This window comes from Scytonema sp. HK-05, from assembly GCF_963872035.1.
Lineage (GTDB): Bacteria > Cyanobacteriota > Cyanobacteriia > Cyanobacteriales > Nostocaceae > Kalymmatonema.
Genome location: NZ_CAWMYC010000154.1, coordinates 1 through 14,765 on the forward strand (window position 1 = coordinate 1; position 14,765 = coordinate 14,765).

12 protein-coding genes are annotated in these 14,765 nt (G+C 43.8%); 6 read left to right on the forward strand and 6 right to left on the reverse strand.

The window, feature by feature from the left end; genetic code table 11:
• From AACT52_RS35560 to AACT52_RS35570, 3 genes are all read right to left on the reverse strand, one after another.
• Positions 1–2,535, reverse strand: a 2,535-nt coding sequence (locus tag AACT52_RS35560; RefSeq protein ID WP_233154157.1) for an NB-ARC domain-containing protein, incomplete at its 3' end; no start/stop codon positions are given.
• 286 nt (positions 2,536–2,821) lie between these two features.
• The gene (locus AACT52_RS35565; RefSeq protein WP_073635129.1) at positions 2,822–3,988 is read right to left on the reverse strand and encodes a peptidoglycan-binding protein; all 1,167 of its coding nucleotides are present in this window, start codon (positions 3,986–3,988) and stop codon (positions 2,822–2,824) included.
• A 207-nt stretch (positions 3,989–4,195) separates the two neighbouring features.
• Positions 4,196–5,278, reverse strand: coding sequence for a DMT family transporter (locus AACT52_RS35570; protein ID WP_073635130.1), 1,083 nt, complete (start codon positions 5,276–5,278; stop codon positions 4,196–4,198).
• Positions 5,279–5,602: 324 nt separating this feature from the next.
• Here AACT52_RS35570 and AACT52_RS35575 point away from each other — a divergent pair, with 324 nt between their 5' ends.
• The 4 genes from AACT52_RS35575 (at position 5,603) to AACT52_RS35590 (ending at position 9,212) form a co-directional block, all read left to right on the forward strand.
• On the forward strand, positions 5,603–6,148 hold the full coding sequence (locus tag AACT52_RS35575) for a GNAT family N-acetyltransferase (protein ID WP_073635131.1): 546 nt from the start codon (positions 5,603–5,605) through the stop codon (positions 6,146–6,148).
• A 299-nt stretch (positions 6,149–6,447) separates the two neighbouring features.
• Positions 6,448–7,542, forward strand: a complete 1,095-nt coding sequence (locus tag AACT52_RS35580) for a sulfonate ABC transporter substrate-binding protein (protein WP_083630733.1) — start codon at positions 6,448–6,450, stop codon at positions 7,540–7,542.
• A gap of 49 nt (positions 7,543–7,591) precedes the next feature.
• A complete protein-coding gene (gene ssuC, locus AACT52_RS35585; protein ID WP_073635132.1) occupies positions 7,592–8,374 on the forward strand; it encodes an aliphatic sulfonate ABC transporter permease SsuC in 783 nt (260 codons plus the stop codon).
• 55 nt (positions 8,375–8,429) lie between these two features.
• Positions 8,430–9,212 carry an ATP-binding cassette domain-containing protein gene (locus tag AACT52_RS35590; protein WP_073635133.1) on the forward strand — a complete coding sequence of 261 codons (783 nt, stop codon included), beginning with the start codon at positions 8,430–8,432 and terminating at the stop codon, positions 9,210–9,212.
• A 47-nt stretch (positions 9,213–9,259) separates the two neighbouring features.
• Here AACT52_RS35590 and AACT52_RS35595 read toward each other — a convergent pair whose 3' ends face one another.
• Positions 9,260–10,906: a Ppx/GppA phosphatase family protein gene (locus AACT52_RS35595; RefSeq protein WP_073635134.1), complete on the reverse strand. Its 1,647-nt coding sequence runs from the start codon at positions 10,904–10,906 to the stop codon at positions 9,260–9,262.
• A gap of 273 nt (positions 10,907–11,179) precedes the next feature.
• Between AACT52_RS35595 and AACT52_RS35600 the strand changes: the two genes are divergently transcribed.
• Both AACT52_RS35600 and AACT52_RS35605 read left to right on the forward strand, forming a co-directional pair.
• Complete coding sequence (locus AACT52_RS35600; RefSeq protein WP_073635135.1) at positions 11,180–12,061, forward strand: 4-hydroxybenzoate solanesyltransferase; 882 nt, start codon at positions 11,180–11,182, stop codon at positions 12,059–12,061.
• Between the two features lie 134 nt (positions 12,062–12,195).
• Positions 12,196–12,687 carry a TIGR00725 family protein gene (locus tag AACT52_RS35605; RefSeq protein WP_073635136.1) on the forward strand — a complete coding sequence of 164 codons (492 nt, stop codon included), beginning with the start codon at positions 12,196–12,198 and terminating at the stop codon, positions 12,685–12,687.
• On the opposite strand, the gene AACT52_RS35610 is transcribed toward AACT52_RS35605, so the two are convergent.
• Complete coding sequence (locus AACT52_RS35610; protein ID WP_073635137.1) at positions 12,684–14,066, reverse strand: cytochrome P450; 1,383 nt, start codon at positions 14,064–14,066, stop codon at positions 12,684–12,686. The two genes, AACT52_RS35605 and AACT52_RS35610, sit on opposite strands and share 4 nt — an antisense overlap.
• Positions 14,067–14,102: 36 nt before the next feature.
• Positions 14,103–14,744: a Coq4 family protein gene (locus AACT52_RS35615; RefSeq protein ID WP_073635138.1), complete on the reverse strand. Its 642-nt coding sequence runs from the start codon at positions 14,742–14,744 to the stop codon at positions 14,103–14,105.
• Between the last annotated feature and the right edge of the window lie 21 nt (positions 14,745–14,765).

Consider the following 14,765-nt stretch of genomic DNA (forward strand, 5'->3'; position numbering starts at 1 on the left):
CTGAATCAGTTTTGCGGCAGCCAGTGCTTCGGGTAATACGGATGGCAGTTTGTCGGCTAAGGCTGCTAGTGCCGTGGCGCGATATTTCTCATCCTGAATCAGTTTTGCGGCAGCCAGTGCTTCGGGTAATAAATCCCTTGGCAGTTTGTCGGCTAAGGCTGCTAGTGCCGTGGCGCGATATCTCTCATCCTGAATCAGTTTTGCCGCAGCCAGTGCTTCGGGTAATAAATCCCTTGGCAGTTTGTCGGCTAAGGCAGCTAGTGCCGTGGCGCGATATCTCTCATCCTGAATCAGTTTTGCCGCAGCCAGTGCTTTTGAGAGCGCTAGTTCTTTTAGGTTTGGTGGCAAACAATTAACTAGCTCTGTCAGCTTACCCGCTTTTTGTTCTGGATTGGAGCCTTGTAAGGTATAAGCTAATGCTTGTTCAGGAGTCCATACATTTTTTTTCACCAACGCTTGCAGCAATTTTACTGGTACATTAGCAGTCAGACTATTAAGGGATGCAGTCATCAGAGCATAACGACACTGTAGTGCTATTAACTGCGAAGGTTTTTCCTTAAACATCTCTTCTGCTAATTTCCAAGCACGTGCTACATCAGTCACAAAAATGGCATTTTGCCCTAAGCGATCGCATGCCTCATACCACCCATTGCCTCCTGTCTCTGTTTCCTCTTGCAACAAGGAGTGAATTTCCTCTGTTTTACCCGCCTTTTCTAAATGCCAACTCAGGCGCTGATGTATATAACCATCATTAGGTAGGGTATGCCATAGACCATTTTCGGTTTTTTCTCGATACCGCTCCAAAAAAGTGACATGAGCATCAACCAACTTCAAACCCAATCCGGGCAAATCCCCACGACGTTTTGGTTTTTCAGGAGCAGTTAACAAATTACGTGCTAGGTCATGCAATAAATCGTGTAAACGATATGTGCGTGTTCCCTCAACCAGAGAAACACCTGGTAATAGTAACGCTTTACTTCGTAAACATTCCAATATATCAGAAGCATCGCGTTCATCATCCATATCCCAAAGTGTTACCGCCATTTTCTGAGTCATGGAAGCATCTTCAGGTAACACCCCCAGCCATATAAAATTCTCGCGTTCAAATTCTTCCAGACGCTGTATACTTAAGTTGAATGATGCAGTTAAACTGAGCTTTTTTAAAGAAGCTTCATCACTATTTCCCCCACCTCCCGGTCTGTCAAATGATTTTAACCGGGCAATTTCCCCCTGAATATCTTTTAACAGAATTGCCCAGGATTGACCGCTCATAACCTGAGCCGCAGCCAGTTCAAGCGCCAGAGGTAGATAACCAAGCGATGCAGCTAAATCTGCTGCTGGCTGACGTTCTGCATCTTGTAGGTTACGCCCTAGCTTCTTTGTCAGCAATTCCATAGCTTGTTCTGGCTTCATGACATCCAAGCTATAAGTGCTGGCTCCTAATGCATCTGCGATCATACCCTCACGAGTTGTAACCAGCACCTGACAACGAGAACCACCAACGTTAAATGCTTGTGCGTCTTTGGTATTCCAAGCATCATCTACTACCAACAAAACAGCTTTGTCATAAAGTAGAGTCCGGAGATGATTGGTAGCAGCTTCTATACTGGTTGGTTTAAACTCATAGTCACCCAAAGCCTGCACCCAACCACTGAGTAGTGGGAGGACATCCGGTTGCTGACCTAAAGTTGCCCAAAGAATGCCATCACAAAAGTGAGCTTGCACATCTTCATCATGTGCCAAAGCAGCTGCTAGAGTCGATTTACCCACAGAACCTAAGCCGTGAATAGCAGTAATTACCAAAGTGCGAGTATCTGATAATTCTGTAAGCAGACGATTTTTTAAGCCTTGGCTGTATTCTGGGCGCTCTACAAAGTAAGCTGGCAGGGGTGGTGCTTGAAAAGGAACACCTTTCGGTAAACGATTTTTATAGATTGGTTTAGACGGTTTATCTTTAGTTTTTATTTTAATAACTGGAATTTGCCCTTCAGAAAAATGTTCTAATTGAATTGCAACCTGACCTTCCTCAAAGGCTCTTTGAAATACATCCTGATTATCTGGAGTTGCGTAGCCCAATCCATCGTAAAAACCTTGAGCAAATGCGATCGCAGCCTTATCCCCAATCGGCTGATTCATCCCAATCGCATAATTAATATATTCACTGATTGCAATAGCTGGTTTGGCAGAATGACACGCATTAAGCAGTACGCATTCCACATAATCTGTGTGCAACTGAAACAGTGATGCTAGTCCGGATGCTGGGACGGGCTTGTTTTCTCCCCCGTCGTCTTCTAACAGCAAGCTGCCATCTTCCAGCCCGTGTCCGCAAAAGTGGACGATTTGCGGTTGTTCTTCTGCAATAGCGCGGCGAATATCCTGAGGGCGGACAGCAGTTCTAAGTGTAATCTTGAATAAATCCCGCTTGACAGCACGTCGGATAGCTTCTTCAATTGAGCGAATTTCCTTATCCAAGCGCAATCCGTGGGGAATTGCAGTCAGAATCAGGATTGTTTTGACACCCGTGCTGTGACTCATAAGAGCTTGGAGAAAGCGTTAGTATTTACGCGTTGATATAGCAATACGCTTGCTGATAAGACCAGAACCCTTATCAGGAAGACAATGTAGAGACGCGCCATGGCGCGTCTCTACACACATGATTTTTTACTTTTATATTTAACTTTTATATTTAATAAGTGAAACCGAGGTTAACTTATGCAGCAATAACCTGTGTTAGCTGATTTTTGCCCAAGCAGAGTATTATTTCATACATAACAGACTGACTTGAGGGCGATCGCCAATGCTTTGGCGAATTACCAGACGCTTAAAAATTCTCCTCTTCTTCCTCTTCCTCCTCGTCTGTATCCTCTTCCTCACTTGTATCACCAGGCAAAGCACGGATACGATTCATCTGTGAAAGAGCATACTTTGCTGTTGCTTGCACATCTGCATCTGGATCTTGCATAGCATGAGATAACATTTGACTCATTTGAGCCATCATGTCATATACGCGAGTCAAGTCGCGAATGGCATTTTGTCGCACTTGTGGACTTTCATCTTGGAGTGAGACTGCCAAAGCGCGGTTCATCGGTTTGAGTGCGCGGGTGCTAATTTCCGATAAGGCTGCTAAAATCAAGCTGCGTTGCTGAGAATCTGCATCCATCATCAAGTCAACCAACGGCTGAATTGCCCGCGAGTCTCCTTTTTGACCTAAATCCCAAATAGCTTTACGTCGCTGTGTTGAGTCTGGGCTGCGTAAGTCTTCAATCAATTGGTCAATAATATTGACTTTGGCAAGGCGAGAAGTTGTTTCCATAGGTAAAATTTGTGTAGAAGGTGGTACCGTTGTTTCTTGTGTATTAATGACACCAGCACCATTAGATTGCCTGTCGTTTGTAGTATCAAATTTTTGTATCGTTGGCTGAACTGGACTGGTATTCACCTGACTATAACTTTCTGGATATGTTGCAACTTTTTTACCTTGAGGAAGCCTTCTCACCACATACAGCAATGCGCCAATACTTCCCAAAACACCAATACCTACGAGTGACCACCAAACTATACCTCTATCTGCCTCTCCCTTAGGAGTGGCTTCAGCGGTAGGATTAATAGCAAGCGAAGAAGTCAGTGGTTTTGCGTTGATTGCTGTTTGAAGACTCTGCTTGGTTGCGTTACCAAAAATACCGTCTACTGTTAAACCTTTTGCTTGTTGAAATTTAGTAACGGCAACCCTTGTATCCGCGCCATACTGCCCATCTATCTGACCATTATAGTATCCTAACTTCTTAAGTAGGGTTTGTAATGACTTCACTTGTGCACCTGTGCTGCCAAGTCTAAGAAGAGACTGCGGGATAGTGTCTTCGTTCAGTGCTTGAGCAAGTTCTAAATTTCTGAAAACTGGCTCAGGTGTCAGTGTGCTTGCTTGACGTTGGTCAAATCCTAAGCAAGCAAGGCAAGTGATAAAAACAATTGAGGAATAGCGTAGCCTCATAGAGCAAGTCTCAGCCAGAACGTGCGTTGGAAGCCATTGATACCACAATAACTATAAGCTATATAAATCTTAAATGTTTTTTCTTGGCTTCAGCAAATCGAACACACCCTGACCGCTACTAAAATTCAAGCACATTACTGACCGTTGTTACCCTGAATGAGTTATTTATTTTTTAGATAGATATTTTGTTTCGCTGGTTTTTGTGATTTAAGGCAACATTTCTGGTTCAGATTCTCTCACAGGTAGGGTGACTTGGTTCATTTTCTTTGCAGATGCTTCTAAAACTTGTTGTTGCGGCGTCATGGTTTTCTCACTGGTAGCAAGCTTGTTGCTTTCCCCTGACAGCTTTTCGCGCTGGTTGATCAGATAGATACTCACTAAAGTCAGGCTGACTCCTACCCACTGTACTGGATTAAGAACTTCTTGGAGTAACAAATTGCCAAATAGCAAAGCAAATACAGGTGTAAGGAAGGTGAGGGAACTGAGACTGGTGAGATTGCCGCTAGAGGCAAAATAGAAAAACAATCCGTAGGCGATCGCACTCCCAAACACAGTAGCGTAACCCAATGCTATCCAGTCAGATGGGACAATGTTCTGCAACTGTCCAGATTCTGCAACTGACGAAATTCCCCACAATGGCAAGCCACCTATAATCATGTGCCATCCCGTAGCCATCACAGGATCAGCATGGCGGCAAACAAACCGGATCAACACTGTTCCCACTGCCATACTCAACGCCGCTAACAGCATCAACCACTCGCCGCTGTCAAACAGTTGTTGTAGTAGAGACGTTGCATCCAAAGTCTTTACAATTGTGCCTGAGTCTAGAAAATGGAGAATCCACTCGTGAGGTAAGCCAATTAAACTAATACCTGTGACTCCAAATGCTAGTCCCAGCCATCCCCAAAAACCGATGTGTTCTTGGAATAACCACAAAGACAACAATGCTACAGCCAGGGGTTGAGAGTCAATCATCACAGATCCTAAACCAGCACCTGTTCTGAGTAATCCCTCTGCCAAAAAGCCTTGAAACAGCGTTCCATCCACCAAGGCAAATAAAGCAATCCACAGCCATGCTAGCCAACCCTTGGGCTGAGGTTTACCCATCAATGCTGCTGCTATCAAAATGAGTACCCCAGCGGGTATCAAACGTACTCCCGCCATAAACAATGGTGTGGTGTGGGGTATCACTCCTTTCATCGCCACCATAGCCGTACCCCATAGGAAAAAGGGGGCTATCAAGAGTATTGTTGCCAAGGGTAGTCGAGATGCACTGAGTTTCAGTTGCATGGGATTGCTGAAGCCTTTGTTTTACAAACGCGAAAATCGCTTTAACTAATTTTACCTAATTATGTCGTTTTGTGAAGGAATGAATACTTAGTTATGAACTGCGTACACCAGCAGCTATGATAGCTGTCTTGTCCAAAGGGTGGTTGAATTGACAGGTTGGGTGGTGCTTGCCGTTGTGAGAGGGAACGGTTGCAATACGGTTCGGATAAGATCCCCCTTAGCCTAAAGCTATACAAACAAAGCCTGCGCAAGCAGGCTAAAAAACTTAAATTTCTGGAGTTTGCAGCTAAAAACTAACAATCACTTTGCCGCTATGTAGATATGATGTTTCTTTCCACCAAGCGACTCATCTTAAGGGAATTCATGCCTGAAGATTGGCAAGCAGTTCTAGCCTATCAAGCTGACAGCCGATACCTGAAATTTTCTGGATGGGAAACCCGCAGTGAAGCTGATGTGCGGGCATTTGTAGAAATGTTTTTGAAGCAGCAACAAGTGCCAGGAATAAAATTTCAGTTGGCAGTGGAATTAAAATATGAAAGAAAATTAATCGGAAATTGCGGTATCCGCAAACAAGAGCCAGAATCGCATGAAGCTTCCCTTGGTTATGAGATTGCACCAGACTACTGGGGCAAAGGATATGCAACAGAAGCAGCAGCCACTATTCTTAAATTTGGCTTTGAGGAGTTAAAGTTGCACCGTGTCTATTCTTGGTGCATTGCTGAAAACACTGGTTCGGTTAGGGTGCTGGAAAAAATTGGAATGCAGCTTGAGCAAAGATTGCCGGAGAATGAGAGGTTTAAGGGACGCTTGTGGGATACTTTGATTTTTGGGATTTCAAAGGATGAGTGGCTGAACAAAACAGAACAATAGTGGCAGGAAAATATCGCTTCTTCTCTAATACATCCTGACTCAGAAGTTTCAAAGGTGGGTTATCCTGGTTCTTGCAACCACCTCGGGTTGATGATAAATGTCCGCCTGCTACGTCTTTTGTTAGAAAAAATGGATGTGCTTTTTTCAGATTATCTCTAACAATATCATCCTTATGTGAGATTCGTACGGTAAATTGATTAGTTTACTGTATTTTAATGAATTCAAACAATTGAATACATAACAAGCTGAGCTATCAGCCGTTTTAAACTTGAGATTTTATAAATTGAGTAGAGGATTCAATGTTTCTGACTCAGCTCAAATTGCCTGCGCTTATAGCCAGATTGCAAAGTGTTTTCAGGCGAGTCAAGCAACGTTCAACCAAAACCTTTGCCTTGCTGTTTGCTCTTGGATTCAGCTTGAATTTCATACTTTCTGCTTGTGCTGGAAGTAGCTTAGCCAAATATGTGGCTGTCCCACAATTTAGCATCGGTTTAGAAAAAGAAAAAGTAGTTCGTATTGGTCATCAGAAATTCGGAGCTCTCAGCATCGTTAAAGCGCGAGGAGATTTAGAGAAACGATTGGAACCACTCGGTATTACGGTGCGGTGGAGTCAATTTCCAGCAGGACCACAACTTCTAGAAGCTTTAAATGCCGATCGCCTGGACTTTGGACATGCTGGAGAGACACCGCCTATATCTGCTCAAGCTGCTGGAGCTCCCCTACTGTACGTAGCCAGCGAACCTCCCAATCCACAAGGAGAAGCAATTTTAGTCCAAAAAGATTCTCCAATTCGCAACATAGCTGATTTAAAAGGCAAAAAAGTCGCCCTGAATAAAGGCTCGAATGTGCATTACCTGTTGGTACAGGCATTGGAAAAAGCTGGATTGAAATATACCGATATTAAACCAGTCTTTCTGCCACCTGCAGACGCCCGAGCAGCATTTGAGCAGAAAGAGGTAGACGCCTGGGCAATTTGGGACCCCTATTTTGCCGCTGCACAACAAGCCACCGGTGCTCGTATCCTCACAAATGCTCAAAATATCGTAGCCAATCGAGAGTTCTTTTTTGCTAACCAAAATTTTGCTAAAAAGTATCCTGATCGTCTTAAAGTCGTTCTAGAAAGCATCAATGAGGTAGATAAATGGGCGAAATCCAGACCTCGTGAAGTTGCCAATATCCTCTCACCTTTAATTGGTATTGAGGCTCCAATTTTAGAGGAGGTAGCAAAGAGAAAAACTTATGGCGTGCAACCCATTACCGAAGAAGTCGTAGCCTACCAACAAAAGCTTGCCGATACATTCCACGAACTAAAATTGATTCCTAAAAAAATCGATGTCAAGAAAGTAGCCAATGTGGAAGAAAGTAAGCAGTTGGCTCAAAGCCTGCAACGTTAACATCAAATAATTATTAGCTTCTAGTTCCACAGATTTTTCAACAAATAAAATGAAAAAGCAATCTTCTAAATTAGTGCTTCGGCAGCTAAGACCTTGGATTGTGCCGATTCTTCTGATTATTGTTTGGCAAGTAGCCGTAAAATTGGGCTGGCTCTCTACAAGAGTTTTGCCTGCACCATCAGATGTTTTAGTTGCAGGGATTCGTCTAGCGACTACAGGAGAACTGTCACGAAATCTTTGCATTAGCACAATACGTGCCGCGATTGGGTTCTTAATTGGGGGCAGTATTGGTTTTGTCTTAGGATTGCTGAATGGGATGTTTCCAGTAGCAGAAGAACTGTTAGACACATCGGTTCAGATGCTCCGGAATATTCCTCATTTAGCCCTAATTCCACTGGTCATTCTGTGGTTTGGTATTGGAGAGGAAGCCAAAATCTTTCTCGTCGCGTTGGGAGTGTTCTTTCCCATCTACTTAAATACCTATTACGGAGTTCGTAGTGTTGATCCAGAACTGATTGAGATGGCAAAATCCTATGGTTTGCATGGCTGGTCTTTGTTTAGGCGAGTCATTTTTAAGAGCGCACTAGGTTCAATCCTGGTTGGCGTGCGCTATGCACTGGGAATCATGTGGCTCACCCTGATTGTTGCCGAAACCATCACATTGGATTCAGGCGTTGGATATATGGCGATGAACGCTCGTGAGTTTATGCGAACTGATGTCGTTGTCTTGAGTATTTTGCTTTATGCCTTGCTGGGTAAGCTTGCAGATGTTGCCACTAAAGCGTTAGAAGCAAAATGGCTGAAGTGGAATCCCAACTACGAATCTGCCTAAAGTTTATTAATTCCCGATTGAAATTTTTCTTGCAATATTCAACGAGGTTTTCAAAATGGAATCACAATTAGGCGCAGAGGTAAAGGTGATGGGTCTGACAAAGACCTATGGTAGCAATCAGGTATTGCAGAGCCTCGATTTAGAGATTGCGCCGGGAGAGTTTGTTGTCGTTGTTGGACGCAGTGGTGGCGGTAAGAGTACACTTTTGCGGATTGTAGCCGGGTTTGAACGTCCTACTGACGGTGGAGTTTTAATGGACGGGGAACCGTTGAAAGGGCGTAACCGCTGTGCGCGAGTCATGTTCCAGAATCCCCGCCTCTTACCGTGGGAAACTGTTGTGGAGAATGTAGGATTGGGATTGAACAAGAAAGACTGGCGGCAGAAAGCCGAAAAGGCGCTGAAGCAAGTTGGTCTTGCCCAACGGGCGCTAGATTGGCCTGCTGTGCTTTCAGGAGGGCAAAAGCAGCGGGTAGCACTCGCCAGAGCTTTAGTGAGGGAGCCGCGCTTATTGATGTTGGATGAACCGCTGGGAGCCTTGGATGCCCTGACACGAATTGAGATGCAGCGACTGATTGAAACAATTTGGCAGGAAAAAAAATTTACGGCATTCCTGATTACCCATGATGTAGACGAAGCGGTGATGCTAGGCGATCGCATCTTGCTTATTGACAACGGTCAGATAACGATGGATACCCGAGTGACACTACCGCGCCCCCGCAAACGAAAAGACCAAGAGTTCGTTACTTTGGCAGAAAAAGTTTTAGAGCGTTTGATGGGTGATGAAGCGGGTCTAATTAATGGGGAAGAAAAAGCAATTAAAGAACTGGCAAACGCCTAGATACAAATTTAGGGTGTGTTACACTGCGTTAACACACCCCACTTCATCTAAGTAAGCACAGCTATAGGCTCTAAATTCGTCACTAATTTCACACCAAATTCTGCCTCAAACACTCCTTTGTTGTAATCCAAACTCCAAAGTTCTAAGGCACAGTCATCATCAGCGCGAGATGGAAAAACTTTTAAATGAAATTCCTGCTGTTCCGGCAAATATTCACATTGCACTCGTGTAATTGCTCCAATTTGCCGCCTATCCAAAGCAACCGCCAATCTTAAAATAGCACTTAAATGATTAACAATTTGTCGATGATTTTTGCTCACCAAGTTGCGATAATTCTCGTGCTTTTTCTTGGGTGGAGATTTGCGATGATAACGCGCTAAATTGGCAATAATTTCTACCTCAGTTTCGTTGTAGCCTAGTAATTCACTATTGCGAATGAGATAGTAAGAGTGTTTGTGGTGAGAAGAATGGCTGACATAATGACCACAATTGTGTAATAGCGCCGCAGCCTGAAGGATCTGCCGTTCTTCTGCTCCCCAGTTGTGGAGCGTCCCTTTTGTTTGGTCAAATAGGCTCAGGGCAAAGACTGCTATCCTATCGCTGTGTTCTAAATTGACATGGTACTTATTGGCAATTTTCAGAACACTCCGCTGACGCACGCTACCTTGATAACGCAGCCGGTCTTCAATTAAGCCGTGGGCAAGCATCCAGTCTACAATGACACCTTCCCTGAGGGAACGTTCGCACACCGTGACCGACTCAACCCCCAAAAGGTTCATTGCTTCTTGTAGAATGACTGCACCTGCAAGTATCACTTCAGACCGTTTCTCGGGCATACCGGGAATTGCAGCTCGTTCTGAGTTACTTATTTTCCGCAAGCGATTGACCCACTCCTGCAAGTCTTTTAGACTCAGTTCATAACCATTGAGTGTGGAAGGAACAGAACCCAGTTGCTCTCGTGCATGGATCATCACCAGAGTTTCAATTGTGCCGGAAGTTCCTACCAAACGGGGAAATTCCCCTGATTTGAGGTTCGCCTGCACGTCTTCCACGGAACGTTCTAACATTCCGCGTGCGTATGCTTGCAAATACTTAAACTCAGCGTTGCTGATAGGATCAGTGGTGATTAACTCGCTGGTGAGTCTAACTGCGCCAACTTTTGTACTGGTGAGAACTCGCGCTTCATGAGAGTCGCCCAAAATTATTTCTGTGGAACCGCCACCAATATCTATAATGATGTGGGGCTGGTTGTTGAGTTCCATCCCTGACAGCACACCAAGATAAATCCGCCGCGCTTCTTCTTGACCAGAAATTAGGTCAACGCTTAAACCCAACTCGTCGTCTACCCTTTGCAAAAAATCTTTGCCATTGGGGGCTTCTCGCACGGCGCTGGTTGCTACAGCAATGACTGTTTCGGCGTTGAGAGTTTTTGCGATCTCTTGGAAGCGTCCCAAGGTGGCGATCGCCCGTTCCATCACTTCTGGTTTCAAATTCCCTGTTTCAATCTCGCGATCGCCAAGTCTCACTGTTTCTTTTTCTCTGGCGATGATGCTAAAAGATGGTAGTCTAGGTTCAATTTGCACAACTACCATGTGTAGTGAATTTGTCCCTAAGTCGATAGCAGCAATAATCCGATGTTGCTCAACTGTTTGAGTTGGAAGACTCTCCCAGCTAGCTGAAACTAAATTCACCATCTATCGTTTCTCTCTGTTAAGGATGGTAAAAGCTGGCAATACAGACGGTATTGGCAAGACAATGTATTTTGGAAAACAAAATTATTCTCAAGCGGAATGTATAAGTGAACCTGACTGAGTCAGGAGATGCACCATGTTCACACAACTAAATTAACTCATTAAGTGTATCCAAAGTTGTTACTTGTGGTTTGATTTTATAAATATCAAATAAAGATATTCTATAGATGTAACTATATGTGAATAAATCTATCTCTAGTTATTGTTTTGCTGCCTATGCTAACTACAAAAGAACGCAACACTGAATCCATGTTGTTTGTCATTATCCGGCTTTTGCGGTGGCATAAACCAGAAGGACGGTTAATTTTGATGATTCCCGCTCTTTGGGCTGTGTTTTTGGCAGCTGCTGGAAAACCACCTTTACCCTTGGTTGGCGTTATCATCCTGGGTACTCTCGCCACAAGTGCCGCTGGGTGTGTTGTCAATGATTTGTGGGATAGAGATATAGATCCACAAGTAGAAAGAACTCGCGATCGCCCTATTGCTTCCCGTGCCCTTTCTATAAAAGTCGGCATCATCGTTGCCATAGTGGCAATGGGATGTGCTGCGGTTCTTGCTTTTTATCTTAACCCACTCTCATTTTGGTTGTGTGTGGCAGCCGTTCCAGTCATTTTGCTTTATCCAGGGGCAAAGCGGGTGTTTCCCATCCCGCAGTTAGTCCTTTCCATCGCTTGGGGTTTTGGCGTTTTGATTAGCTGGAGTGCGGTGACGCATAACCTTTCACTTCCCACCTGGCTACTTTGGGGTGCAACTGTACTGTGGACATTGGGATTTGATACTGTTTATGCTATGAGCGACAAGGAAGATGACCGCCGAATTGGTGTGAACTCTAGCGCCTTATTCTTTGGTGATTACGCGCCTGTTGCGATTGGGATTTTCTTTGCTGGTACTGTCTTTTTACTCGGTTGGCAAGGTGTCCTTATGCACCTGCACCCTACCTTTTGGATCAGTCTTGCTATTGCTACTATAGCCTGGGCTTGGCAGTACACACGCTTAAGACAGCCAAACCTGCCTAACTCTGCTTATGGAGAAATGTTCCGGCAAAACGTGTGGATTGGTTTTATCGTACTTGCTGGGATGATTGTTGGGAGTTTATAGTGTTTTTTAAGACTCGGTTTCTTCTAGAAACCGGGTTTATACTGAAACTTCATGAATTTTTTATAAAAACATTTAGCGCTATATCCGATGACCCTCTCAGCAAATAACTACTCATAACTCATGACTCAATTACAATGAGAAAAATCGTTATTGGAGTGATGGGACCAGGAGAAAAGGCTACCTCAATTGATGTGCAAAATGCCTATGAACTTGGGAAAGTCATTGCACAAGAAGGATGGGTTTTGCTCACTGGCGGTAGAAATGTTGGGGTAATGGAAGCCGCAAATCAGGGAGCAAAATCTGCCAATGGTTTAACTATTGGCATTCTTCCTAGTGAGGATAGCAAGGGCATTTCTGAAGCAGTTGATATTGCGATTTTCACTGACATGGGAAATGCTCGCAATAATATTAATGTCCTCTCGAGTGATGTAGTGATTGCCTGTGGGATGGGTGCTGGGACAGCTTCAGAAATTGCTTTGGCGTTGAAAGGTAATAAGAAAGTTATTTTGCTGACTGACGAGGAACAAAGCAAAGTTTTCTTCAAAAAGCTGTCCCCAGAAAACGTTTATGTTGTCAATGGGGTAGGAAAGGCGATCGCAACAACAAAGGCAATTTTAAGTCGTTAATTACGCCCCTTGACCACCAAAGGTACTCCTCCTGGAGGTGCAAATGTTATACCGCGACGTACAGGTAGCAAAGGACGCCGTTCTGCTAGTTCTAGTGAGTAATCAGATAAGACGGTTGCTAGTACCAATTTCATCTCAAACATGGCAAATGCCAAGCCAAGGCAGCGACGGTTCCCACCTCCAAAAGGTAAATATTCATAAGGATAAAATTGACGCTCAAGAAAGCGTTCAGGCTTAAATTGCTTGGGTTCTGGGTAAATATCTGGACGATGGTGAGTCAAATAGATACAAGGCGAAATTAACATCCCTTTTGGTAAATCGTAACCCATCAATTGCATAGGAGCTTGTAAAATTCGTGGTAAGGCAAAGAAAACAACAGGATAAATTCTCAAGGTTTCTGAACAAACTGCATTCAAATAGGGCAGCCGAGAAATTTCCATCGGATCTGCATTTGCGACGTTAATGGAGTTAAGTTCTTGCAAGAGTTTTTCGCGCACTTCTGGTATGTAGTGAACCCAGTACAAAGCCCAGGCTAAAGCGGTTGCTGTGGTTTCATGCCCAGCGAAAAGCATGGTCATTAATTCATCGCGTAGCTCAATATCTGTCATCGGTTGACCTGCTTCATCCCGAACTGATAGTAATAAGCTCAGAATATCTTCACCTAAAGACTCAGATTGGGCGCGACGTTCGCGAATTTCTTGGTAAAGTAATTTATCAAGTAGCTCTCTTTGCCGTACAAAATTTCCCCAAGGACTCAAAGGTCCTAAATCATGTTGCAGTGTTTTAAAAAATAGTAGAGTCGCACTTAAAGGAGACTCAAAACTATCCAACATTGCTGTTAAGGTTTTCCTGATTTGTTGGTAACGCTCTCCTTCCTTCAGCCCAAAAACAGCGCGTAAAATAACTGTCAGGCTAATCTCTTGCATACTGGAACGTGCTTTAAATACATCCCCAATCTTCCACTGGCTGATAACTTGCTTGGCAATGTCAGAAATGAGCTGACCGTAAGCCCGCATTCTCTCACCATGAAAAGGAGGCATCAACAGCTTGCGTTGTTGCATATGACGCTCACCGTCTAGCAATATTAAAGAGTTTGACCCCAACAACGGTTCTATAACCTCGCTTCCTGAACCTGATTCAAATAACTTGGAATCAGCGGTAAAAATTTCTTGAATCGCTTGGGGATTGCTGATAATCACTTGGGGACGAAAGCCAGGAATGTCAGTAGAAAAGATATCTCCATACCGTTCTTGCATTGTTTCAAGATAATCCAACGGTCGTACAATTGCCCATATCGTCTGGAGCAATCCTGGTTCGCGGGTTCTATTTGGTAATTTATTTGCAGTCTGCTGTAAAGAGTTTTCTTTGAGCGCAATCATCTGTGGTTCTCCTGCCTTTTTGTTATTAGAAAAAATCTAAAATTGGATAAATGTTAGGGAATATTGAGGGTTATGAATTTGTGGTAATCCTAATCGACTTATGATTTCGTTGATTGGTTCTTTCCAATGTTCTTCAAAGCGGTAGCCTAATAAAAATTGTGCTTTTTTTCCAAGTTCAAGTCCTTTTTCAAGATTAGCAAAAATAGCTTGACGTTGTTTAGGAGCAATGATTGGATAGAGGAATTTCGCTAACCAAAGGCTAATTTTTAGCGATTTGCTGTAATTTTGGGCAGCGGCGAAGGCAAGCACCCCAATTTCTCCGGCGTAGCTGGTATCAAAGCCAAGCAAGAGATGAAAAATATCGTGAGTGACAACGTATCGCAAGGCAAACACATTGCGTCTAGCAATGTCCTCAAGTTCGGGACTGATGTTAAATGGTTTCAGGTTATTTTCGCGCATATGTTCGGCATATTCTCGCCCAAAGGTACCTTGAGGATATTTGCTCAATTCTTCTAAATTGATGTGCGGATGATATCCGACAACGTGTTGCAGTTTCGCCTCTACTGTCGGATTAACTTTTGCTCCTAATAAATCAGATTTGAGAATGGCAAAATCGCCGTAATTTTCAGAGTTTTTATAAGCTTGAAGCGCTTTGATTTGTTTGAGTTTGTTCCACATAGACGCATCCAAAATCTGGAA